We start from the raw sequence: 21,457 nt of genomic DNA, 5'->3' as shown, positions 1-21,457 counted from the left end.
GCCTGTGCGTCAGATCAGCCTCCCGGCGCGTTGACAAACCACACGTTCTCTTCGCGCAGTTCGGCGCTGCGCCATCCGTCGGAGGTCCGCACCAACCGGTGGTGGTAGTAGCCACCGCAATAGCTCAGCTCGGTCATGTCGGGCAACTGCATCGGGTTGTAGAACATCGCCCGCACCGTCGCCGTGTCGCCGTCCAGCTCGGCTTCCACGTTGGTGATGTAGTGCATGCTCATCTGAATCGACGCGAATCCTCGGCTGAGCCACTCGGCGACCTCGTCACGGCCGCCGGCGACCGCGCCCGCCGACGAGTAGTCGATACGGGCGTCCGCGGTGAAGACCGACCGGTACAGAGTCCAGTCCTTGGTGTCGACCGCACGGGCATACCTGTTGAGTAGCGCAGTGATCTCGAGTTCGTCGCTGATTCTCTGGACATCCATGGGTTAGCCCCTTCGACGGTTGAATCCAAGCTTTACAGATGACATCGAAACTGTCACGCTGTTGGTGTGCGCCGAGACGACGCGACAATCCAGTTCGAGCTCCCTTACGCCGCCCCGCGACGGACGCCTCAACGCGGCCCCGAAACCGCAGGGACGTCGACCCGGTACCGGCTCGATGTGATCGCCGTCGACGTCAACGACGTCGTGCAGTCGGCCGGCGGCTGGCTATTCGATCGCGCGATGGCGGGGTGGGATGTCACCCTGCTTCTCGACGAACCCGCTGACGCGCGGGCGCTTCGCATTCTCGGAATTCGAACGGCTCCGGCTGCAGCGCTCGACGCGATCGGGGATTTGGCTGCGCCTCAAGCACTTGCGGTCGCCGCCGACGTCTTCAACCGCGACTCACGTATACGCAAGGCCGTGGTTGCGGCCCTGGATCGAGGTCTCACCGAGGTCATTTTGTGGGGCGATTTCTGGCCGACCGGAGTCCATCGCCGCGCCGAACCTGTCCAGCACCGGCTCAGTAGCGCGGCGTGTGTCTTCAAGGCTTGTGCGCTCGCAGCTGTACGACTTCCCGCCGGTCCGGACTTGGCTACCGAATCATTCCGTGGCGGCACCCGCTGTCGGCAGGCCTATGAGCCGGATCTGGTGCCGGTTGGGTAGCACCCGCAATCGGCCTTGCGCCAGCCCGCGCGGCTACGCCGGTCCGAGGCGATCGAGCGCGCAGGGAACACCGCGGCCGACCAAGGCCGACGTGGTGCCGCCCGGCCAACGTGTCGACCGCGACCGTCAGTTATGTGCTGAATAATGTTGGCCGCGTCATCAAGGCGCTCGTCGATCACGTCACGTTCAGCGGAAATTCTCAAGCGCTTCCCCGAGTGGGAGGTCGACATCGAAAACGCCCGTCTCTCAACGACGTCCACGATGCGTGGGTGGGAGCACGATGCCCGCGGTCCTGCGTGACCGCCGCGGAGCTTCTGGTACCCAGGGACTGAGATGAGAACCCCGGAGACGCTCAGAACTGAGAGCGGACGAATTCGAGCACTTCGTCGGCGCTGGCGAAGCCGCCGAGGTGGCTTTCTTCGGCGCGCAAAATCAGCTCGGCCTTGGGCAGTCGTTCGATGCACGCCTGAGCTCCCACCAGGTGCACTATTGGGTCGGCGTCACCATGCCACCACCGCACCGGCGCTCTCACATCGGCTAGTCGAAATCCCCAGTCGCGCCCGAATAATCGGGCATCGTCGACGATCGCCTGCAGCCGTCCCCGTGTCGACAAGATGAGGTCGTCGACGAACATGCCTTCCATGTCCGGATCGTGCAGTACCCGGCGGTCGCCCTCCGGCGTGATGCTCGCATAGGCGCGACATGCGTAGTGCGCGAACGGGATGATCGGCAGTACCAGTCCGGATACGGTCAGCGCCAACGGCTGACGCAGCACAGAGAGCGGCAGCGCGAAGCGACGAGCCAGCACAATGGCCCCGGTGGCAGCCGCGTCCGGACCCACCGAGGGCACCACGCCGCCCAAGATCCCTACCGCCACAACGCGACTGGCGACCGGCTCCACCGCAGCGCACGCCAACGCGTAAGGGCCGCCGCCGGAAAGCCCGACGACGGCCAGGCGGCCGGCGCCCACTGCGTCGGCAACGTGCGCCACGTCGGTGGCCCAGTCGGCCACCGTGTCGTATCGATACGGATCCGAAAGCCCCGCGCCGGGACGCTCTACGAGGATTACGCGGAGCCCGAGCTTTTCGGCAGCGCGCCGGCCCAGCAGCGGGAACTGCCGACGGCCGCCCGGTGTGCCGTGGAACCACAGCACGATGTCACCCGACGGATCCCCGAACTCCGCGAAACCCAGCCGGCGACCGTCGGGCAGGTGGACGCGACCTTCTGCCCGAGGCTTTTCGGTGGGCGGCACCCGCACCGGATGACGCCACAGGTTCTTTGGTCTCATGGGCACCGTGATTTTAGGTCGTGATCGCGCGCCGCCGGCCGATTTTCGAGGATCGCGCGGTGGGCGTCAACTGCGGCTGTATGTCCGGTCGTCTTCGATGTCGGCCCGCGACCGGTCGGGCAGGGCCACCACGCACCCAGCCGAAACGATCACTGCGACAAGGATGTACAGCGAGATCGAATACGGTGTGCCGGTCTGATGCAGCAGCCAGGTGGCCAGCAGGGGAGCGGGACCACCGGCGAAGACGGACGCCAGCTGGTAACCCAAACCTGCGCCGCCGTAGCGCAGATGCGTCGGGAAACTCTCGCCGATCATCGCCGCCTGCGGGCCGTACTGCATCGCATGCAGGATCAGCGACAGCACGATCGTGACGAAGATCAGCACGTGACCGCCATGGGTGAGCACTGCGAAGTACGGAAACGCGAACGCGCCGACCAGAATCACGCCGGCGAGGTACACCCGTTTGCGGCCGACACGATCCGACAGATGCGAGAAGAACGGGATCGCCGCGAGCGCGCAGACGGCGCCGACGAGCACCGAGTTGAGCACGAAGGTCCCGCTGAACCCGCCGCGGTCTTTGACGTACTTGAGGACATATGCCGTGAACAGATAGAACGGCAACTGCTCACTGAACCGAGCGCCGGCCGACAGTAGAATCTCGCGCCAATGGTGGCGGATCGCGTGCTCGACCGGTGTCTGCACCACCTTGCGCTCGATCACGGTTCTCGCAAACATTGGTGTCTCAAGGATTTTCAGCCGGATCGCAAGCCCGATAGCCACCAGCACGAGGCTGGCCAAGAACGGCACTCGCCACCCCCACGCATTGAACGCGTCGGGCGGCAGCGCCGCCGACAACAAAGTCATGCCTCCGGTCCCGAGCACCAGCCCGACCGGGACACCGACCTGGGCGGAACTCGCCAGCAGGCCGCGTCTTTCCTGCGCGCCCCATTCCATGGCGAGCAACACCGAACCGCTCCACTCGCCGCCGATCGCGATGCCCTGGACCAGCCGCATGACCACCAGCAGCAGCGGCGCGACGATACCGACCGACGCAGTCCCGGGCAGGATGCCGACGATCGCCGATGAAATGCCCATGACCAGAAGCGTGGTGATCAATGTGGCCTTGCGACCGATCCGGTCGCCCCAATGCCCGAAGATCGCCGCGCCGACGGGGCGTGCGGCGAAGCCGACGGCGTAAGTCGCGAACGACTGCATGGCGCCGGCGTACGCGCTGGACGCGGGGAAGAACAAGTGCGGGAAAACAAGTGCGGCCGCAGTGTTGTAGAGGAAGAAGTCGTACCACTCGATCGTGGTGCCCACCGTGCTGGCCAGTGCGGCCCGCCGGACCTGCGCGCGGTGGGACTGCTCGTCCAGTCGCGCCGCCTTGGTGACTTCGTCGTCGCCGATGACCATCGTGTCGTCCCTCCGCCGACCGCGTTCATCCACAGTGTGATGCCTCGGAAGCGGTTGTACGGTAACTCCGGCACCATTTGTGCGTTTATCCACGCGGTCGTCGTCAATACTTGCCAGGTCGGGGCGTGGCGACCAGGAAGGATTCTCCCGATGCGACAGCTCATGCGGTTCAGCGCCGTCGTGGCAACGGCGATCATGGTGACGACCTGCGCAGCGGTGCTGCCATCCGGTACGCCACGCGCAGCGGCCGACGACGGCACGCGGTACATGCCGTTGAGCTCGATTCTGCGGCGGTGTGATTGGACCAACGAGCCCTATGTGCCCTCAGACAGCAAGGGCTCGGCGTACGCGCTGCTGTCTCGAAGCGGCAACACGGTGTCAGCTGAGGTGCACCTGCTCGCGGTGAATCCTGACATCTGGTACGGCGTGCGTCTGGTCGAGGTGCCGCGTCCGGGCATCAGCTGCGGTGCCGGCGAACCCGGGGTCGGCGTGGGCCGCATCTACACCGACGGAGCCGGTAACGGCACCGCGACCGTCTCGGCACCGGTCATGGACGGCGCAACAGGCGCATGGGTGTCGGTGGAGGGACCGCTGGGCATCTCGACTCAGCTGAGCGGCGACTTCCGGACGTCGGACTACATCGCACCGATCTAACTCGGCCGAGCAAACCCGTTGCGGCGCAGGCTGTTCGAGCTCAGTGCGCCGCTACACCCATTGCTGCCAGCCGAACTGGGCGGTGCACACGAGCGCGATCCCGTCGGGTGACTGTGCCGCTGCGCCACGCGGGTTTTCGCACGGCTCGCCGATGTTGTGCACGCCGTACAGCGGGTAGGAGATCACCCAGAAGCCCGTGTCGACAGGCGGCCACTGGTTGGGAATCCAGTGGCACTGCATCGCCTCGCCGCCGCGGCCCCGCCCGAAGATGTAACGCTCCCAGCTGTAGCACGGGGCATTGAGAGCGGCGTCATACGACATGCCGGGCACGTCGCCGTCATAGCGTCCGGATGGGTCGTCGGCGGCGGCAGCGGGCGCCGTGGCGATGACGGCGGCCGTGACCGCGATGGCGGCAAGTAACTGACGATTCATTTCCCCACCCTCCCGTCGTTTCGGGGCAAAGCCTAACCGGTGGCGTCGGCGCCACAAGGGCTTCTTGCAAGACCGATGTGCGCTCAGCGGTAGAGGCCGTCGATCAGCTCCCGGTTGTGCTCGGCCACCACGGTGCGCTTGACCTTCAGCGACGGGGTGAGTTCACCGCGCTCCACCGACAGGTCGTGGTCCAGCAGCGCCCACTTCTTGATCGTCTCCCAGCGGTTGAGCTCGGCGTTGAGCTTCTTCACGTACTCGTCGACCAGCGCGTGCACTTCGGGCGTCTTCACCAGTTCGGCGTACGACTTGCCAGTCATCCCGCGGTCGGCCGCCCACCCGGAGAGGCTGTCCGGGTCCAAGGAGATCAGCGCGACACAGTAGTTGCGGGCTTCCCCGAAGACCAGGAACTGGCTGGCGTAGGGGCACATCGCGATGAACTTCGCTTCGATCGCCGGCGGCACGATGTACTTACCGCCGGAGGTCTTGAACATCTCCTTGATCCGACCCGTGATCCGCAGGAACCCGTCGGAGTCCAACTCACCCTTGTCTCCGCTGCGTAGCCAGCCGTCTTCGGTGAACGCGCCGGCGCTCGCGTCGGGCAGGTTGTGGTAGCCGGCCATCACTTCCGGACCGTTGATCTGCACTTCCCCCTCGTCGCTGATGCGCACCTGGGTGCCGTCGAACGGCAACCCGACGGTACCGAGCTTGTAGTTGTCGGGGCGGTTGATGAAACCGCCGCCGGCGGTCTCGGTGAGGCCGTAGCCCTCGAGGATCAGTAAGCCCGCGGCATGAAACCATTCGGCGATCTCACGGTTGAGCGGTGCGGAACCGGACACGAAGAACCGGATCCGGCCGCCGAATGCCTGCCGCACCTTGCTGAACACCAATCGGTCGAACAGCTTGTGCTGCAGAGCCATTGGCATCGGAACAGACGTGTTCTGGCGACGCCGGCGGTCGACCTCGACACCGACGGCGAAGGCCGTTTTGAACAGCTTCTCTTTCAGCCCGCCCTGGTCCTGCTGGGCGGTGACGATGCGAGCGTGCGCCTTCTCGAAAATCCTGGGCGCAGCAGCCATGAAGGTGGGCTTGACGGCGGCGGTGTTCTCCATGATCTTGTCGACGCGTCCGTCGACGGCGCTGACGAAGCCGCACGCCAATTGCGCGGACACCAGCACCTTGCCGAACGAGTGGGCCAGCGGTAGCCACAGCAGCTGTATGTCGTCTTCGCCCAGCAGGCCCATCTCCGCGACGGCCATCCCGTGGTACACCCACGCTTTGTGTTGCAGCCGAACACCTTTCGGCTTGCCCGTGGTTCCGGACGTGTAGATCAATGTCGCGAGCCGGTCGGGCGTGATCGCGTCGACGGAGTCGCGGACTGACTGGGGATGCTCGGCCAGATGCTTGGCGCCCACTTCGGCCAGCTCGTCGAGAGTGATCACCCAATCGTCGTCGCCTCGGTCCTGTTCCCCGGCTTCTGATGCGTCGAACAGCACCACCTTGGTGACGCCGGGCAGATCGGCACGACGTTCCGTCAGCTTGGCCAGTTGCTCGGCATTCTCTGCGAAGACCACCTTCGATTCGGAGTCGGACAAGATGTAGGCGGTGTCCGTGGCGTTGGTGTTCGCATACACGGTCGTGGTGGCTGCGCCTGTACACATGACCGCGAGATCGGCGAGTATCCATTCGTATCTGGTGCTGGAAGCGATGCCCACGCGCTGCTCGGGTTCCACCCCGAGTGCCAGCAGCCCCGCCGCCAGCGATTCCACCCGGTCGGCCGCCTGCCGCCAACTGATCGACACCCAATTGCCGGCCTCGAGGTAGCGGAACGCCTCCTTGTCGGGCGAACGTTCGACGCGCTGAAGAAACAGCGCCGCGAGACTGGATGCGGTCTGAACGGGGGATGTGGTGGTCGCCATCGTTTCCTCGCCTCGTTGCATACGGAGGGTGGGACGGACTCCACCCTCTCCGGTCATCATTGTGGTCGTATCTCGCCGGTCAGCGTCGGCGGTTGAGCATCCAAATCCGCGTGGACAGCAGCGTCGCAAAGGCACACCACAACGGATAGGCGGCCAGTGCCAGCCCACGGGGGCCAAGTGTTCCGACGGTGCGTCGCGTCAGATCCGCGCTGCTGGCGGTCAGCGCCGCGGCCGCCACAGCCGATGCGCCGAGCTGGCGGCGGTTGAAGAAGAGCCAGCTCCAGCTGCCGTTCAGCACGAGGTTGGCGGCCAACGCGGCGACATATCCGCGTGCCTCCTCGGAACGTCCCTGATCGCGCAGGCCGTCGATGGTCGACGCCGACGCCACTGCGATGTCGGCGTAGAGAACCGGCCACACCACGGGGAAGACCTGCCGCGGCGGCTGGAAGCCAGGCTTCTTCAACCGCCGGTACCAGAAGGACTCCGCGGGCCGGCTGGCCAAGCCGCCCAGTGTTGCGGTCGCGGCGACCGCCGCCGATGTCGCGGCCAGTGTCATCGCGCGCATAGTGCAACCTTCCCAGTCCCAGATCCGCCAGATGTTCTAGTTTGCGCGGGAGTTCCCTGCGCCCGCGGTTGCTAATCCAGGTGCGGCTGCGGCCGACGTCTGTCACCGAATCGCCCAGCGGCACAACGCGTCACGATGCGTGGGTCAATTACGCCAGCGCGGCGGGGCGAGCACGATCGAAATCCCGCCGTCGTCGCACAGCCAGTCCTCTTCGCAGGGATACGGGTAATACGGACCTGCCGAGGGCGCCGGCGCTCCCGACGGGCCGGTGACCGTGCCCTGCGCGCACACCGTGACGCCGCCGCTGGTGGTGCAGTCGGCTGCCGCCGGCGGCGCACACACCACCGCGGCCGCTGCGGCAGCGGCCAGCGTTCCGGTCGTGAGGTGGCGCCTCAGTGTGAACACAGCGGATCCAGCGTAGTCCTCGTGGGACTATGTGCGGGCGGCTTCCAGTAGTCGGCGAGAATGGACCACGATGGCAACACTGCGCTTTGGTACGGCGTGATGAGCAACCGACGCGACGTCGTGGTCGTGGGCTCGGGTCCAAATGGTCTGGCCGCAGCGGCGATCTGCGCCGCAGCCGGACTATCGGTCGAGGTCTTGGAGGCCCAGATGCAGCCCGGTGGCGGCTGCCGGACGGTCGAGCTCGATCTCGAGGTGCCGCTGCGTCACGACCTGTGCTCGGCAGTGCACCCGCTCGCCGCTGCATCGGAATTCTTCCAGCGGTTCGACCTTGCCGGCCGGGGCGTCACGTTGGCCCAGCCGGAGGCGGCGTATGCCCACCCGATGGACGGCGGTCGCGCGGCGATCGCATATCGCAGCATCGATCGCACCGTCGAGGAACTAGGCGGAGAAGACGGCCGATTGTTCAGGCGGGTGATGGCCCCGCTCGTCGATGCAGTGCAGGCGGTTCGGGACATCGCACTGTCGGACTTTCGAAGCGTGCCGGCTGCGGCCCTGACGCCGCGCGGATTGCTTGCGGCCGGTTCGCTGGCGGCGCGGGCGCTGCAACTCGGGACGCCGCTGTGGGAGCGGATGACCCACGCCGAACTCTGCGGCGCCCTGGTGACAGGGGTTGAGGCACACGCCAATACGTTGATCCCGTCAATCGCCGGCGGTGGCGCGGCGATGCTGCTGGGAGCGCTCGCCCACACCCACGGTTGGCCGATTCCGGTAGGCGGAAGCCAATCGATCGCCGACGCGCTGATCGCAGACATCTCGGCGCGAGGCGGTGTGGTCAGCTGCGGTCGTCGTATCCGGCGCGCCGATGATCTGCCGGACGCCAGGGTGTACCTGTTCGACACGTCGCCGTGGACCCTCGTCGACGTGTTCGGAGAGCGCCTGGGGTCGCGGTACCGGGCGGCCGTGCAGAAGTTCCGCCCGGGAAGCGGCGTGGCGAAGGTGGATTTCGTTGTGTCGGAAGAGATTCCATGGGCTGACCCGCGGGTGGGTTCGGCCGGGACGGTGCACATCGGCGGAAGCCGCGCGCAGATGGCGCAGGCCGAGTGCGATACCGCCGCGGGCCGGCACAGCGAAACTCCGATGGTGCTGCTGAGCCATCCGACGGTGGCCGACCCGACGCGGCGGGCGCAGGGCGGTCAGTCGCCGCTGTGGACCTACGCGCATGTGCCGAACGGCTCGACGCGTGACATGACCGAGACTGTGACCGCGCAGATCGAACGTTTCGCACCGGGGTTCCGCGACATCGTCGTGGCATCGCGCTGCATCCCGGCCAGCGACATGTCGCGGCACAACGAAAACTACGTCGGCGGCGACATCGCGGTCGGTCAGGTCTCGATGTACCGGATGATGGCCCGGCCGGTGTTGCGTTGGGACCCCTACCGAACCCCGATCGACAACGTCTATTTGTGCTCGGCGGCGACACCACCAGGTCCCGGAGTGCACGGGATGTGCGGCATGAACGCCGCCCGTCGAGTCCTGAGACGCCACTTCGGCATTCGGAACCTAAGGGATCTTCACCTCGGGCCAACGACACCGCGGCACCCCGGAAGCGGTTCGACGGCGCCATGAATTGGTGCGGCGCGCGGTGGGTACATGAGTCCCCATGGCAAATCACACGGGGACGACGCAGCTTGATTCCGTCCCGCAGATGAAGTCGGTCGTGGTCGTCGGCAGTGGATTCACGGGTTTCGAATGTGCCCGGCGACTCGCCCGCCAGATGCGCAGGCGAAATGCCCCCGTGACGGTGACGCTGATCTCGCCGATCGACTACATGCTGTACACCCCCCTGCTGCCTGACGTGGCGGGCGGCGTGGTGGACGCACGCTTCGTGACGATCCCGCTGGCCGGCATGCTCAAAGGGGCCCGGGCTGTGCGTGGCCGCGTCGACGAGGTGGACCTCAAGAACCACACGCTGACTTTCACCGATCCCGAGCAGCGGTCGCGCAGCATGTCGTGGGACCGCCTTGTGCTGGCACCCGGATCGGTGACTCGCCTGTTCGACATCCCCGGACTGGCCACCCACGCCAGAGGCCTGAAGTCCACCGCGGAGGCCCTGTACCTGCGCGACCATGTGCTCGAGCAATTCGAGCTGGCGTGCCTCGACGAGGACAAGGACCTGGCTCAGTCGCGCCGCACCATCGTGGTGGTCGGCGCCTCGTATTCGGGGACGGAACTTGTCGCGCAATTGCGGGCGCTCGCTGACGCCGCCGCCAAGCAGATGGGATTCGACCCTGCGTCGGTGAAGTTCCTGTTGCTCGACCTCGCCGAGCAGGTGATGCCCGAGGTGGGTGAACGGCTTGGCCAAGCCGCCATGGACGTGCTGCGCAGTCGCGGCATCGACATTCAACTGGGCAGGACATTGAAGGAAGTGCATGCCGATCACGTCGTGTTGAGCGACGGTTCGGTAGTGGGCACCCGCACGGTGGCCTGGCTGACCGGCGTGACGGCCGCGCCGCTGATCGAGCAGCTCGGCTTGCCCACCGAGAAGGGCAGGCTCAAAGTGCAGGCCGACCTGCAGGTCCCCGGCCATCCGGACGTCTTCGCCGGCGGCGACGCCGCTGCGGTGCCGGATCTCACGCAACCCGGAAAGATCACCCCGCCCACCGCGCAGCACGCCATTCGTCAGGGAAAGACGTTGGCGCGCAACGTCGCCGCCAGCCTCGGCTACGGAACGAAGAAGGATTACCGGCACCGCAACATGGGTCTGGTCGTCGACCTGGGCCCCCGCTACGCCGTCGCCAATCCGCTCAACGTCCACATCTCCGGATATCCGGCGAAGCTGGTCACCCGCGGCTATCACCTGTATGCCATGCCGCGGTTCGTCAATCGGTGGGCGGTGGCGCTGGCGTATCTCACCGACGCGATGTTCCCGCGAACGATCGTCTCGATCGGGCTCGCGTCGGAGGCGGATGCGGAATTCTCGGCCAGTCAAGGCATTCCGCTGCCCAAGGCCAACTGAGCGGAATGGAACCGTCCGGCGACGAGTTGCTTGCCGCCGTCGAAGCATCGCCGCGGGCAGCGCGCGCACATGATCGGGCTCAGTGGGTTGGGCTATTCACCGCCGACGGGCGCGTCGAGGACCCGGTCGGAACACAACCGCACGTCGGGCACCGCCAGATTGGCCGCTTCTACGACACGTTCATCGGACCACGGCAGATCACTTTCCACCCTGATGTCGACATCGTCTGCCGCACCACGGTGGTCCGTGATCTCACGCTCGAAGTGGTGATGGGTCACGGAGTGCGGCTGATGGTGCCCACGGTCATCCGCTACGACCTGCGGGCCGGTGAATTCGGTTGGCGGATTGCCAGTTTGCGGGCGTACTGGGAATTGTCGGCGATGCTCGGCCAGTTCCTGCGCCAAGGCGTGAACGCAGTGCCGATCGGCCTGCGGCTCGCTGGGGCGCTGCTGCGCAACCAAGGGGTGGCTGGCACGGCGCGTTACGCGGGGGGACTTCGCAGTGTGGGCGCTGAGGGCAAGCGACTCGTCGAACAAGCGCTGACCGACGGCAGGCTGCGACCAGATCTGCGTAAGTGCCACGTGCACAGGCTGATTGCCTCCGGTTCGACGGTCGTGGCGTCGGTGGACACCCCGGCCGGACGTGCCGTCGTGTTCGCCGACGTTGATCCGCGCACGGCCGCGATCGGCTCCGTCGAGTACTTCACGCCCCCTACAACTCGAGCGTGAGCAGTTCTCCTTTGGGCGCGCGAGACACGCAGACGAGCATCGCGCCGGCCTGCCGCTCAGGTTCGGTCAGCAGCGTGTCGCGGTGATCCACCCGACCGGCGAGGACCCGGGTGCGACAGGTTCCGCAGAATCCCTGCTGACACGAGTATGGCGCGGCCACCCCGGAGCGCTGCAGCGCCGACAACAGCGTCTCCTGCGCGCCGACGTCCACGACCGCGCCGGTGGATGGGATGCGCACCGAGAATTCCTCGCCGTCGGCTACGGGAGGCGCGGCGAATCGCTCGAAATGCAGTTCGACACCGTCGCGGCTGGCCAGCCGACTGCGAATCGCGGTGAGCAACGGGGCCGGCCCGCACGCGTAAACCGCTGTCCGGTCTGGACATTCGCCCAAGAGTTCGTCGGCGGCCGGCAGCCCGTGGACGTCGTCGGTGCGGATCCGCACCCGGTCGCCGTATTGCGACACCTCGTCGACGAAGGGCAGACTGTCAGCGCTTCGGCCCACGTAGATCATCGACCACTCGACGTCGAGGCGCTGCACTTGCCGCAACATCGACAGGATCGGCGTGATGCCGATACCGCCGGCAACGAACCGTAACCGGGTTGCGGGCGAGCCACGACCGGGAATGACCAGCGGGAAGGCGTTGCGGGGCCCGGCTGTGGTCACAGTGGATCCGATCACGAGTGCGTCGTGCACCTCGATGGAGCCGCCACCGCCGTCAGGGATGCGACGCACGGCGATGCGGTAGGTCTGACGGTCGCCTGGATCGCCGCACAGCGAGTACTGACGGACCCGGCCGCTCGGCAGGTGGATGTCGATGTGCGCGCCCGGGTACCACCGGGGCAGCGGCGCGTCGTCCGCCGCGGCCAGTGTCAGTGCCACCACGTTCTCGTCGTGGGCTACCACTTGCCGGTCCACTATTCGCAGGGTGCGCGTACGGTCGCGCTCCGGCGGCGCCGGAGGCCGGCGGAGCGCGCCGGTGAGCCCCCACACCCCGGACACGATCACGCTGGCCAATCCGAGCAGCGGATCGTGTCTGGTACGGCCGGAGGCGCTTGCCGGCACGTCGGCGACGCGAAAACCGAAGCGCGCCATCAGAGGTGGGCAGCCCGCGCGGCCGGCGAACTCGCCAGGTAGGCGACCGCTTGCGCGGTGGACCCCATCTTCTCGGGCGTGAAGCCCGGTCGCAGATAGTCAAAAGTGTTACTGCCGAAGAGCTTTCGGTAGCGAGGCAGCAGGCCGTGTTTGGAGTCGAGATAGCGCAGCTTCTGCATCCGCAGCCATCCGAAGTCCACCTGCGGGTCCGTCTTGACGAGATACCACGAGACCCGCTGGAACATCACGAACATGAATGTCGACGCCATGAGCATCGCGCCGACGCGGTCGAGGTAGCTGTCGCTGAAGTAGGTGGCGACGTCGTGGGCGACGTTGCGGTGCTCCACCTCCTCGGCGCCGTGCCAGCGGAACAAGTCGACGAACGTGGGGTGCGCGCCGAAGTCTTCCCACGCGTTGTTCAGGGCGAAGTCGCCGAGCACCGCGGTGTAGTGCTCGAGCGCCGCGATGAACCACAACCGGTCGCACAGCTGGTTGTGCCGGCGCTTCGGTGCGGTGGCGGTCGAGGCACCGAGCACTTTGGAGAACGCGTATTCGACTTGATCGAGCACTGGCTTGGGGTCGAAGCCGCGTGCCTCCATGAACTCGTGCAGGGCCTGCTCGTGGATGTCGGCGTGAATGGCCTCCTGGCCGATGAAGCCGCGCATGTCGTCGGCGAGCTTGGGGTCTTTGACCAGCGGGAGCGCCTCGTTGTACGTCGCGACGAACCATCGTTCCGCCGCCGGCAGCACCACGTTGAGGATGCCGATCATGTCCGATGCGACCGGATGTCCCGGTATCCAATGCAGCGGAATGTCGGAGAAGTCGAAGTGCACCTTTCGGGGCTGAATCTGCACCGGCCCCGGATCGACCTCGCGCTCGCATCGTTGCGGTCGCAGCATGACGGAATTCTACGGCCGTGCGCACATCGATGTTTCGTTTGCCCGGCCGATGTCAATATGTCGGGCATGCCCGGAGTTGGCGATGTCTTGGAGTGGGCGCGGCAGCAGGTCGCGTCACGCGTTCCGAAAGCTGACCTGGACCAGCGCGACCCCGACTACATCCGCGACCAATTGCCTGGCTTGTGGTTGTTGGCGTCGGTGTACTTCCGGGCCGACGTGCGGGGGCTGGACCGGATCCCGGCGGAGGGGCCGGTGCTGCTGGTGGGCAACCACAGCGGCGGCAACCTGCCACCTGACACGTTCGTCTTCACCCTTGCTTTTTCGTCGTACTTCGGCGTCGAGCGGCCGTTCTACCAGCTCGCGCACAACCTCGTCGTGTCCATGCCCGGACTGGGCGCGCTGCGTAAGTTCGGCACCGTCGCCGCAAACCACGACAATGCGCTGCTGGCCTTGCAGTCGGGCGCCGCGCTGCTGGTCTATCCCGGCGGTGACTACGAGGTGTTCAGACCGTCGTGGGAGCGCCATCGCGTCGACTTCGGCGGCCGCAAAGGCTATGTGCGCCTGGCCCGGGAGGCCGGCGTCCCGATCGTGCCGATCGCCAGTGTCGGCGGTCAGGAGGCGGCGCTGTTTCTCGACCGCGGGCAGTGGCTGGCCAAGTTGCTGATGGTCGACAAGATGGCGCGGCTGAAAAGCGTGCCGATCTTGCTGGCACCGCCATGGGGTCTGGTGGTCAGCGACATGATCCCGCGGCTGCCGCTGCCGACGAAGATCGTCATCGAGGTGCAGGACCCGATCGACGCCGCCGACATCCAGTCCGCCGACGACGACACGATCAACGACAAAGTCCTGGGCAGCCTGCAGGCCGGTGTGGATCGGTTGGCTGCCGAACGACGCTTCCCGCTGATCGGCTGACAGGTGAGAGTGCACGAATGAGGGTTCAACGCCGCTGCGTCATCGACGCGAACCGCGACGACGTCTGGAAGGTCGTCAGCGATCCGGACTGCTATCCGACGTTCATGGCGAATCTCGCCCGCTGGGAGACCGTCACCGACGGTCCGGTGCGGGTGGGCGCTCGCTACACCGTCCATTGGAAGATCGGTTCGGTACCGGTCGGTGGGCTGATCGAGGTGGTGGAGTTCGACGAGTCGCGCGATCTGGCGTTCATCGGCATCACCGGTATCAACCTGCGGGGCCGAATCCGGTTGCGCGACACCGCAGATGGCCGCACGAAGGTGATCTTCCGGCTGTCCTACCAGGCGCCCGGCGGACTTCTCGGCCTGATCGCGGACCACCTCGCCACCCGGCAAGTCGGCCGGACGCTGTCGGCCACACTGAAGAACCTGAAGGAGCTCGTCGAGTCCTAGGTGGTTTCAGCGGCTGGTTTTAGGGCTTTTGCAGGCTGGGTAAACGACGTCGAGGTGTACATCACCGAAGGAGTCTGACGATGCCCAAGACCAGCAAAAGCGGAAGCGCAAAGAAAAGCGAACTGCCGAGCACGCTGCAGAAGTCGCCGGCCAAGGCACAGCGGACGTTCGCCAAAGCGCACGACGCCGCGGTCAAGGAATATGGGGAAGGCGAGCGGGCACATCGCGTCGCGTACAGCGCCCTCAAGCACAGCTTCGAAAAGGTCGGCGACCACTGGGAGCCCAAGAGCAAGAAGGGGCCGTCGGATCAGCGCGCGAAGAGCGGCGGACCGAACGCGAAAGGCGAGACGGCCGAAGGCGTCAATGCGAATGCCAGCAAGAAGCATTTGATGGAGGTCGCCCGCCGGCTGGATGTCTCTGGGCGTTCGTCGATGAGCAAAGAAGAATTGGTTGCGGCGATCAAGAAGGCCAATCGGCGTGAGTCGGCGCGCAAGCGTTAACCGCGGGTTTCGACTGTCGGTTCGCCCTGCGGCGGCCCGGTCGGCGGCGGATCGGCGTGCGGCGGTTCGAATCCCTCGATCAGATAGCGCCACTGGTCCGGCGTAAGAGCGCGACGAGCCTTGCGCCGGGTGATCAAGATGCCGACGACCGCCAGCGTCCACACGCCGTACTGAACCGTCCAGGCCAGGCGGAACGACGCGAACGAGTAGCCACCCGCCGCACCGATGATGAGGCCCATGATCTGCATCACCACCAGCGATGCCAAGAAGCCGCCCATGTTGACCATCCCCTGAGCGGTGCCCAGCGTCGCCCGGGGATTGAACGTGCGCGCAAAGTCGAAGCCCACCATCGAACCTGGGCCACCAACCGAGATCACGACTACCAACAAAGTCAGCAGCCATAGTGGTGCGCGGTGTGGAAATGCAAGCACCACAGTCCATATCGCCACGTTGCTGGCAATGATCGTCAGCACCATCCATGACCTGCGCAGCGGGTAGCGCGCCGTCAACACCCCGAGCACAACACCGGCGACGATGGCGGTCACCACCGACAGCGACAACAGTGCACCCGCTGTCTCCGTCGAAACGCCCTGCGCCGCGGTCAAATACGGGACACCCCACATCAACGCGAACACGGTGACCGAAAACTGCGTACCCATGTGGGTGAAGAAGCCCAGTCGAGTGCCGGGCCGCAGCCACACCGTTTTGACGCTGGCAAGGGTGGCGCGGAAGTCGGTCTTGTCGTCCCGAACGATTGCGCCTTCGGGGGTGTCGCGCACCAGCGCGAGCGTCAGCGCAAGCGACAGCAGCCCGAACGCCGCGACGGCAACGTATGCAGCGGTCCAGCCGGAGTGCAGCATCAGCGCGAGGAACGGCAGCGCCGACAGCACCTGTCCCAGCTGCCCGCAGATGCCGGTCAATTGCGTGACGAGCGGAACCCGCCGCGGGGCGAACCAGTGGGGCACCAGTCGCAGCACCGAGATGAACGTCAACGCGTCGCCCAGACCGAGCACGGCGCGCGCAGCGATCGCCGCCGGCAGCGCGGTGGAGAAGGCGAGCGTGAGCTGTCCAGCCGCCATCAGCCCGGCGCCAGTGGCGATCAGCGTCTTGGAGCCGAGCTTGTCCAACAACACACCGGCGGGAACCTGCGCCGTCGCATAGACCACCACCTGAAGCACCACGAACGTCGACAGCACTCCCGGGGTGGCGCCGAACCGGTCGGCGGCTTGCAGCCCAGACACTCCCAACGTGGTGCGGTCGAGAACCGCGACGATGTAGCCCAGTAGTCCCACAGACCAGACAATCCAGGCGCGCATCGTCATGTCCCCTTCGGCCGCAACCGCCGGACCGGCCGCGTCTCGATTGCATCGATCGTCAGCGTGCGGCTGCGAAATCGCCATTCAGCGTCGGTTCGAACGTACTCGTCGTCGTACTGCAGATACCACACGGCGTCTGAGAGCTCGTCGCCGACTCTGGTGAAGTGGTGTGCGATGCATGCGATGCGACCGTGTGCGTTGTTCATTGCCGCCGTGTAGATTTCGCCGACGATCGCGTGCATGGTCCGCTCGACCTGCTCGACTGCTCTGACCGCTGTGTCGATCGCCGCATAGCCCCGATGGACGACCACCGGTTCCAGCACGTTCGGCGGATCGGGCACTGCGAACGTTGCGTCCTCAGCGAACAGTGCGGCGACGTCGTCGAACCGGCGGTCGTCGATGCCGGCGGCGTACCGGTGCACCAGCTGGGAGAGCGCGAGCCGGTCGGCTGGGTTCACGGCGCCAGCCCGAGGCGCTGCGCGCATGCCGACACTCGGTCTTTGGCGTCGTCGACTTCGCGAACCGGCGGCATCGCGAGCACAACGCGATCCGCGCCGAGTTCGGCCAGCTTGTCCGCTCGCTCGCGGTCGATTTTCTCAACGAGATGGCCGAGGGACAGCTCGAGCGCCGACCCGTCGCGTCCGGCATCCGCCGCCGCCTGATGCATGACGTCCATCAGTTCCTGCAGCGCCGGCCCGGTCACACCGAGCGGCTGCAAACCTTCGCCGAGCCGGCCCGCGCGCCTGGCCGCTGCACTGCTGTGACCGCCAACGTGGATAGGAAAGTGTTCGCCCCGCAGCGGTTTCGGGTAGCAGGCAATGTCGCGGAATCGGAAGAATTCGCCGCTGTGCGTGGCACCCGCAGGGCGATCGGCCCACAGCAACCGCATCACCTCGATCTGTTCGTCGGCGCGCCGGCCCCGATCACCGAACGGCGCACCGCACGCCTCGACCTCTTCGCGCAACCAACCCACCCCGACGCAGAGCCGCAGCCGGCCGCCAGAAAGCGCATCGACCGTCGCAACCCGTTTGGCCAGCACGACGGGATGGTGATTGGGCAGCACCAGCACACCGGTGGCCAAACCCAGCGTCGTGGTGTGACCGGCGATGAACCCAAGGAGTTCAAGGGGATCCGGGACCGGGCAGTCTGCAGCCAGTGCCACCCTTCCCGACGGATCGTAGGGGTAGCGGCTGTCGTAGCAGGTCGCGAGAACCGTGTGCTCGACGGCCACGATCTCGTCGAAACCGCATGCTTCGACATGACGGGCGAAGTCTGCGATCCATACCGGGTCGGCGGTCACCCCGGCGTCGACCGGAGCAATGACGGCGTATTTCATGTGCCGTCAGCCTCCACCGCGACGCGCATGGCAGCGGCCAGCGTCGCGGCACGCTGATCACGAAACACGTCCTCCAGCAACATCTTTCGGCCTTTCGGGCCGGCGAGCGGCACGCGCCAGTTCGGGTATTCGTCTGTGGTGCCGGGCTGGTTCTGGGTGCGCCGGTCCCCGACGGCGTCGCTGAGCGATAGCGCCAGCAGTTTCGACGGGGTGCGAGCTAGATAGCGGTGCAAGGCCAATACGGTGTCGTCGACATCGGCGTCGTCGTGGAGCAACCCCGTGCGGCGCAGCTCTTCCAACCAGGCCTGCTGTTCGGCGCGATCGCTTTGCAGCTCCTCCTCGAACGACCGGGTGAGCAGACCGAGCCGATCGCGCAGCCGGACATGTTCGCCGGCAAGATATCCAGCCGTTGGCGGCAGGTCGTGGGTGGTGACCGAGGACAGGCAGTATTCTCGCCACCGCTCGGCCGGAAGCGGACCGCCGTCGCCGTCATGGTCCATCTCGAACCACAAGATCGACGTGCCGAAGATTCCCCGCTCGCGCAGGTAGTCGCGCACCCACGGTTCCACTGTGCCAAGGTCCTCGCCAACCACCAGCGCTTCGGCGCGATGCGCCTCCAGCGCCAGCACGCCGACCATCGCTTCGTGGTCGTAGTAGACGTATGTGCCGTCAGTTGGCTTGGCGCCCTGGGGAATCCACCACATTCTGAACAGGCCGATGATGTGGTCGATGCGCACTCCGCCCGCGTGCCGCAGCACCGCATTGACCATGGATCGGAACGGCTGATACTCATGCGCGGCCAACGCGTCCGGTCGCCACGGCGGCTGAGACCAATCTTGGCCCTGCTGGTTGAACGCATCCGGCGGCGCCCCGGCGGTGACACCGAGCGCCAGCACATCCTGCAGCGCCCACGAGTCGGCCCCGCTCGGATGCACGCCGACCGCGAGGTCATGCATGATGCCCAGCGCCATCCCGGCTTGGCGAGTGTGGGCCTGGGCGATCATCAGCTGATCGTCGAGTTGCCATTGCAACCAACGGTGAAAGTCGACGTCGGCGGCGTGCTCCTCGGCGAAGACCGCAACACCTGACGCGCCGGGATGCTGCAGATCGTGAGGCCATTGTCGCCAGTCACTTCCGTACGTCTCGGCAAGTGCACACCAGGTGGCGAAGTCGTCCAGCGCGCGACCCTCCCGTTGGCGGTACGCGGCATAGGCGAGGTCGCGTCCCGCGGAGCGCGGCACTCGGTAGATCTCTTCGAGCGCTGCGCGCTTCGCGGCCCAGGCCGCGTCACGATCGATCGAGTCGATCCGTTTGGCGCCGCTTTGGACGTCGTCGTGCAGCTTGCGGATCCGACGCCGACGGCGGATGTACGCGAACTCCGGAATTGCTTCGACGCGCAGGTAGATGGGGTTGACGAAGCGACGCGACGTCGGCAGATACGGTGAAGGCTCCATAGGCGCGGTGGGTGCGGCGGCGTGCAAGGGATTGACCAGCACGTAGCCCGCATGGTGCTGCGAAGCTGCCCACACGGCGAGATCCGTCAGATCGGTCAGATCGCCTATGCCCCAGGATCTTTTGGAGCGGACGCTGTACAGCTGCGTGGCCAACCCCCAGGTGCGCCGTGAACCCAGCCGTTCCGGGACGGTCAGGCTGGCCGGCGTGACGATCACCGCGGAGCCGTCGGACGAACCGGCGTCGTCGAGGTGCAGCCGGTGGTATCCCAGCGGCAGGTCAGCAGGCAGCTCGAAGCTGGCCTCGCCGACAAGCCGGCCGTCCAGGTCGTACGGCGAGGTGAAGTTGTCGAGTTGGCGCAACCCGGCACGTACTGTGCCGTCCTCCAGACGAATCCACGGCCGGGCCGGTGCTCCGTGGCTGACGTGCACCCAGAACGGCGTCGGCGTTCCGGCCCGCATGACGATCACCGGCGGCAGTGGGCGCGACCAGTAGCGGCGGTCGTGGTCGCGAAGCGCGGCGCGGCGCTGCTCTTCGGTGTCGGCGACCACATCGAGTGCGGCGAGGACTGCCACGACCGTCTGATCCGGCACCACCACGCGGCGGCCGCTGGCGTCCTCGTACTCGGTGGCAACGCGGTAGCGTGCGGCCAGCTCGGCCAGTGATGACTGCTGCGAGGTCATGGTGGCCATCTTTGCCGACGCGCTGGCGGGTAGTCTCCGCAGATGCGGACCGGGCGGCTCGCAGCGTCGCAGGATCGGCGCGCGCGGGTCGCGGTCGCTGCACTGTTTCTGACCAACGGCGCGCTGTTCGCGAATCTGCTGCCGCGGTATCCCGAGATCAAGGCTGACCTTGGTTTGTCCAACGCGCTATACGGCGTCGCGGTCGCGGCCTTCTCGATTGGCGCGCTGATAACCGGGCCAGCAGCGGCCTCGCTCATCCGGCGGTTCCGCTCGGCGAGGGTGGCGGTGTGCGGGTCGGCGATGATCGCGTTGTTCGCCTGGCTGGCCGGAGTGGCGCCCACGGTGTGGACGTTCGCGGGCGCGCTGTTTGTCGCCGGCGGCGCCGACGCAGTGACTGACGTCGCTCAGAACGCGCATGGTTTGCGGGTGCAACGACGTTATGGCCGTTCCATCATCAATTCGTTCCACGCGGTGTGGTCGGCCGGCGCGATACTCGGGGGCGCGATGGGCGCGGCGGCGATCGCGTTGCACGTGCCGCGCGGCACCCATCTGGCGGTATCGGCGGTGGTGTTTTCCGGAATCTGTGTCATCGCCTACCGATATCTACTGCCGGGACCGGACGATGCCACTGCCGAACCTCGGTCGGGGCCGGGAGTGCGCGCGGGGACACGGGCGGCGACGTACGCCGCGCTGGCGGCATTGGTTCTGATCGCGATCGCGGCCGCGGCAGTGGAGGACGCCGGCAGTTCGTGGGCCACGCTGTTCATGCGGGAGTTGGGTGCGCCCGGTGCGCTGGCCGTGTCGGGCTACATCGCTGCGGTGGGATCGCAGCTTGTCGGCCGGTTGCTCGGTGATCGGCTGGTCGACCGGTTCGGGCAGCGCACGGTCGCCCGCGCCGGCGGAGCGATCGCGGCGTTGGGCATGGGGGCTGCGCTGGCATACCCGAGCCTGCCGGCCGTAATCGGGGGGTTCGCCGCTGCGGGGTTCGGTGTGGCGACATTGATCCCTGCGGCGATGCAGCGTGCCGACGAGCTTCCCGGCCTTCGGCATGGCACTGGCCTGACAGCAGTGACCTGGCTGATGCGGGTGGGATTTGTCTGCGCCCCGATGGTGGTCGGCGGTATTGCGGACGTCTTCAGCTTGCGCGCCGGCTTGCTGACTGTTCCGGTGGCCGGCATCGTCGTGATCGGGCTGGCCGGGGTACTTTCCGACGGCCGCCGGCGTTAGCCGGAATCGTTCGCTTCTCCGCACCCGCGGGCGGAAAGTTAGGCCTGCTTAATACCCGCGGGTAACATGG

Annotated in this window: 22 protein-coding genes; 9 read left to right on the top strand and 13 right to left on the bottom strand. The window is 66.5% G+C overall.

Annotated features, from left to right (window positions below):
• Window positions 1-14: 14 nt before the first annotated feature.
• Window positions 15-437 (bottom strand): nuclear transport factor 2 family protein, encoded by a 423-nt coding sequence (locus AC5Y4N_RS18700; RefSeq protein ID WP_499908572.1) that lies wholly within the window; start codon window positions 435-437, stop codon window positions 15-17.
• 177 nt (window positions 438-614) lie between these two features.
• Between AC5Y4N_RS18700 and AC5Y4N_RS18695 the strand changes: the two genes are divergently transcribed.
• On the top strand, window positions 615-1,100 hold the full coding sequence (locus tag AC5Y4N_RS18695) for a hypothetical protein (protein ID WP_499908717.1): 486 nt from the start codon (window positions 615-617) through the stop codon (window positions 1,098-1,100).
• 352 nt (window positions 1,101-1,452) lie between these two features.
• Here the strand turns inward: AC5Y4N_RS18695 and AC5Y4N_RS18690 are convergent, their stop codons facing one another.
• On the bottom strand, window positions 1,453-2,388 hold the full coding sequence (locus AC5Y4N_RS18690; protein ID WP_499908570.1) for an alpha/beta fold hydrolase: 936 nt from the start codon (window positions 2,386-2,388) through the stop codon (window positions 1,453-1,455).
• Window positions 2,389-2,454: 66 nt separating this feature from the next.
• Window positions 2,455-3,801, bottom strand: a complete 1,347-nt coding sequence (locus tag AC5Y4N_RS18685; protein ID WP_499908568.1) for an MFS transporter — start codon at window positions 3,799-3,801, stop codon at window positions 2,455-2,457.
• Between the two features lie 150 nt (window positions 3,802-3,951).
• On the opposite strand from AC5Y4N_RS18685, the gene AC5Y4N_RS18680 reads away from it, so the two are divergent.
• Entirely contained in the window at window positions 3,952-4,455 is a 504-nt protein-coding gene (locus AC5Y4N_RS18680; protein ID WP_499908566.1) for a hypothetical protein, read from the top strand.
• A 51-nt stretch (window positions 4,456-4,506) separates the two neighbouring features.
• Here AC5Y4N_RS18680 and AC5Y4N_RS18675 read toward each other — a convergent pair whose 3' ends face one another.
• The 4 genes from AC5Y4N_RS18675 to AC5Y4N_RS18660 all read right to left on the bottom strand — a co-directional run bounded on the left by AC5Y4N_RS18675 (window position 4,507) and on the right by AC5Y4N_RS18660 (window position 7,773).
• Window positions 4,507-4,887, bottom strand: coding sequence for a hypothetical protein (locus AC5Y4N_RS18675; RefSeq protein WP_499908564.1), 381 nt, complete (start codon window positions 4,885-4,887; stop codon window positions 4,507-4,509).
• A gap of 83 nt (window positions 4,888-4,970) precedes the next feature.
• On the bottom strand, window positions 4,971-6,803 hold the full coding sequence (locus AC5Y4N_RS18670; RefSeq protein WP_499908562.1) for an AMP-dependent synthetase/ligase: 1,833 nt from the start codon (window positions 6,801-6,803) through the stop codon (window positions 4,971-4,973).
• A 79-nt stretch (window positions 6,804-6,882) separates the two neighbouring features.
• On the bottom strand, window positions 6,883-7,368 hold the full coding sequence (locus tag AC5Y4N_RS18665) for a TspO/MBR family protein (RefSeq protein ID WP_499908560.1): 486 nt from the start codon (window positions 7,366-7,368) through the stop codon (window positions 6,883-6,885).
• A gap of 144 nt (window positions 7,369-7,512) precedes the next feature.
• Entirely contained in the window at window positions 7,513-7,773 is a 261-nt protein-coding gene (locus AC5Y4N_RS18660; RefSeq protein WP_499908558.1) for a hypothetical protein, read from the bottom strand.
• A 99-nt stretch (window positions 7,774-7,872) separates the two neighbouring features.
• Here AC5Y4N_RS18660 and AC5Y4N_RS18655 point away from each other — a divergent pair, with 99 nt between their 5' ends.
• The 3 genes from AC5Y4N_RS18655 (at window position 7,873) to AC5Y4N_RS18645 (ending at window position 11,517) form a co-directional block, all read left to right on the top strand.
• Window positions 7,873-9,399 carry a phytoene desaturase family protein gene (locus AC5Y4N_RS18655; protein WP_499908556.1) on the top strand — a complete coding sequence of 509 codons (1,527 nt, stop codon included), beginning with the start codon at window positions 7,873-7,875 and terminating at the stop codon, window positions 9,397-9,399.
• A 79-nt stretch (window positions 9,400-9,478) separates the two neighbouring features.
• A complete protein-coding gene (locus AC5Y4N_RS18650) occupies window positions 9,479-10,789 on the top strand; it encodes an NAD(P)/FAD-dependent oxidoreductase (RefSeq protein WP_499908715.1) in 1,311 nt (436 codons plus the stop codon).
• 5 nt (window positions 10,790-10,794) lie between these two features.
• Window positions 10,795-11,517: a nuclear transport factor 2 family protein gene (locus tag AC5Y4N_RS18645; protein WP_499908554.1), complete on the top strand. Its 723-nt coding sequence runs from the start codon at window positions 10,795-10,797 to the stop codon at window positions 11,515-11,517.
• Here AC5Y4N_RS18645 and AC5Y4N_RS18640 read toward each other — a convergent pair.
• Both AC5Y4N_RS18640 and AC5Y4N_RS18635 read right to left on the bottom strand, forming a co-directional pair.
• Window positions 11,501-12,610 (bottom strand): PDR/VanB family oxidoreductase, encoded by a 1,110-nt coding sequence (locus tag AC5Y4N_RS18640; RefSeq protein ID WP_499908552.1) that lies wholly within the window; start codon window positions 12,608-12,610, stop codon window positions 11,501-11,503. The two genes, AC5Y4N_RS18645 and AC5Y4N_RS18640, sit on opposite strands and share 17 nt — an antisense overlap.
• A complete protein-coding gene (locus tag AC5Y4N_RS18635) occupies window positions 12,610-13,509 on the bottom strand; it encodes a metal-dependent hydrolase (RefSeq protein WP_499908550.1) in 900 nt (299 codons plus the stop codon). Before AC5Y4N_RS18635 ends, AC5Y4N_RS18640 begins: the two co-directional genes overlap by 1 nt.
• Window positions 13,510-13,575: 66 nt before the next feature.
• On the opposite strand from AC5Y4N_RS18635, the gene AC5Y4N_RS18630 reads away from it, so the two are divergent.
• The 3 genes from AC5Y4N_RS18630 (at window position 13,576) to AC5Y4N_RS18620 (ending at window position 15,373) form a co-directional block, all read left to right on the top strand.
• Entirely contained in the window at window positions 13,576-14,421 is an 846-nt protein-coding gene (locus tag AC5Y4N_RS18630) for a lysophospholipid acyltransferase family protein (RefSeq protein ID WP_499908548.1), read from the top strand.
• 17 nt (window positions 14,422-14,438) lie between these two features.
• Entirely contained in the window at window positions 14,439-14,873 is a 435-nt protein-coding gene (locus tag AC5Y4N_RS18625) for an SRPBCC family protein (RefSeq protein ID WP_499908546.1), read from the top strand.
• Window positions 14,874-14,953: 80 nt separating this feature from the next.
• A complete protein-coding gene (locus AC5Y4N_RS18620; RefSeq protein ID WP_499908544.1) occupies window positions 14,954-15,373 on the top strand; it encodes a ChaB family protein in 420 nt (139 codons plus the stop codon).
• Here AC5Y4N_RS18620 and AC5Y4N_RS18615 read toward each other — a convergent pair.
• Genes AC5Y4N_RS18615 through malQ form a run of 4 tightly spaced genes read right to left on the bottom strand, consistent with a single transcriptional unit; the run spans window position 15,370 to window position 20,160 of the window.
• Window positions 15,370-16,689 (bottom strand): MFS transporter, encoded by a 1,320-nt coding sequence (locus AC5Y4N_RS18615; RefSeq protein WP_499908713.1) that lies wholly within the window; start codon window positions 16,687-16,689, stop codon window positions 15,370-15,372. The genes AC5Y4N_RS18620 and AC5Y4N_RS18615 overlap by 4 nt on opposite strands.
• Before the next feature lie 2 nt (window positions 16,690-16,691).
• Window positions 16,692-17,174: a nuclear transport factor 2 family protein gene (locus AC5Y4N_RS18610; protein WP_499908542.1), complete on the bottom strand. Its 483-nt coding sequence runs from the start codon at window positions 17,172-17,174 to the stop codon at window positions 16,692-16,694.
• Complete coding sequence (locus AC5Y4N_RS18605; protein WP_499908540.1) at window positions 17,144-18,025, bottom strand: LLM class F420-dependent oxidoreductase; 882 nt, start codon at window positions 18,023-18,025, stop codon at window positions 17,144-17,146. Before AC5Y4N_RS18605 ends, AC5Y4N_RS18610 begins: the two co-directional genes overlap by 31 nt.
• Window positions 18,022-20,160, bottom strand: coding sequence for a 4-alpha-glucanotransferase (gene malQ / locus AC5Y4N_RS18600; protein WP_499908538.1), 2,139 nt, complete (start codon window positions 20,158-20,160; stop codon window positions 18,022-18,024). The genes AC5Y4N_RS18605 and malQ overlap by 4 nt, the downstream gene beginning before the upstream one ends.
• Window positions 20,161-20,202: 42 nt before the next feature.
• Between malQ and AC5Y4N_RS18595 the strand changes: the two genes are divergently transcribed.
• A complete protein-coding gene (locus AC5Y4N_RS18595; RefSeq protein ID WP_499908536.1) occupies window positions 20,203-21,387 on the top strand; it encodes an MFS transporter in 1,185 nt (394 codons plus the stop codon).
• Window positions 21,388-21,457: the final 70 nt, after the last annotated feature.

The sequence above is a fragment of the Mycobacterium sp. NGS19 genome (assembly GCF_059813155.1).
This window is presented reverse-complemented; position numbering and strand designations above follow the sequence as displayed.

Excerpts from the sequence above, each read along its gene's own strand:
- AC5Y4N_RS18620 (WP_499908544.1), top strand. The coding sequence starts at position 14,954 with ATGCCCAAGACCAGCAAAAGCGGAAGCGCAAAGAAAAGCGAACTGCCG.
- AC5Y4N_RS18650 (WP_499908715.1), top strand. The coding sequence starts at position 9,479 with ATGAAGTCGGTCGTGGTCGTCGGCAGTGGATTCACGGGTTTCGAATGT.
- AC5Y4N_RS18610 (WP_499908542.1), bottom strand. The coding sequence starts at position 17,174 with ATGCGCGCAGCGCCTCGGGCTGGCGCCGTGAACCCAGCCGACCGGCTC.
- AC5Y4N_RS18690 (WP_499908570.1), bottom strand. The coding sequence starts at position 2,388 with ATGAGACCAAAGAACCTGTGGCGTCATCCGGTGCGGGTGCCGCCCACC.
- malQ (WP_499908538.1), bottom strand. The coding sequence starts at position 20,160 with ATGACCTCGCAGCAGTCATCACTGGCCGAGCTGGCCGCACGCTACCGC.
- AC5Y4N_RS18670 (WP_499908562.1), bottom strand. The coding sequence starts at position 6,803 with ATGGCGACCACCACATCCCCCGTTCAGACCGCATCCAGTCTCGCGGCG.
- AC5Y4N_RS18680 (WP_499908566.1), top strand. The coding sequence starts at position 3,952 with ATGCGACAGCTCATGCGGTTCAGCGCCGTCGTGGCAACGGCGATCATG.
- AC5Y4N_RS18635 (WP_499908550.1), bottom strand. The coding sequence starts at position 13,509 with ATGCTGCGACCGCAACGATGCGAGCGCGAGGTCGATCCGGGGCCGGTG.
- AC5Y4N_RS18595 (WP_499908536.1), top strand. The coding sequence starts at position 20,203 with ATGCGGACCGGGCGGCTCGCAGCGTCGCAGGATCGGCGCGCGCGGGTC.
- AC5Y4N_RS18625 (WP_499908546.1), top strand. The coding sequence starts at position 14,439 with ATGAGGGTTCAACGCCGCTGCGTCATCGACGCGAACCGCGACGACGTC.
- AC5Y4N_RS18700 (WP_499908572.1), bottom strand. The coding sequence starts at position 437 with ATGGATGTCCAGAGAATCAGCGACGAACTCGAGATCACTGCGCTACTC.
- AC5Y4N_RS18645 (WP_499908554.1), top strand. The coding sequence starts at position 10,795 with ATGGAACCGTCCGGCGACGAGTTGCTTGCCGCCGTCGAAGCATCGCCG.
- AC5Y4N_RS18675 (WP_499908564.1), bottom strand. The coding sequence starts at position 4,887 with ATGAATCGTCAGTTACTTGCCGCCATCGCGGTCACGGCCGCCGTCATC.
- AC5Y4N_RS18615 (WP_499908713.1), bottom strand. The coding sequence starts at position 16,689 with ATGCGCGCCTGGATTGTCTGGTCTGTGGGACTACTGGGCTACATCGTC.
- AC5Y4N_RS18655 (WP_499908556.1), top strand. The coding sequence starts at position 7,873 with ATGAGCAACCGACGCGACGTCGTGGTCGTGGGCTCGGGTCCAAATGGT.
- AC5Y4N_RS18630 (WP_499908548.1), top strand. The coding sequence starts at position 13,576 with ATGCCCGGAGTTGGCGATGTCTTGGAGTGGGCGCGGCAGCAGGTCGCG.
- AC5Y4N_RS18685 (WP_499908568.1), bottom strand. The coding sequence starts at position 3,801 with ATGGTCATCGGCGACGACGAAGTCACCAAGGCGGCGCGACTGGACGAG.
- AC5Y4N_RS18605 (WP_499908540.1), bottom strand. The coding sequence starts at position 18,025 with ATGAAATACGCCGTCATTGCTCCGGTCGACGCCGGGGTGACCGCCGAC.
- AC5Y4N_RS18640 (WP_499908552.1), bottom strand. The coding sequence starts at position 12,610 with ATGGCGCGCTTCGGTTTTCGCGTCGCCGACGTGCCGGCAAGCGCCTCC.
- AC5Y4N_RS18665 (WP_499908560.1), bottom strand. The coding sequence starts at position 7,368 with ATGCGCGCGATGACACTGGCCGCGACATCGGCGGCGGTCGCCGCGACC.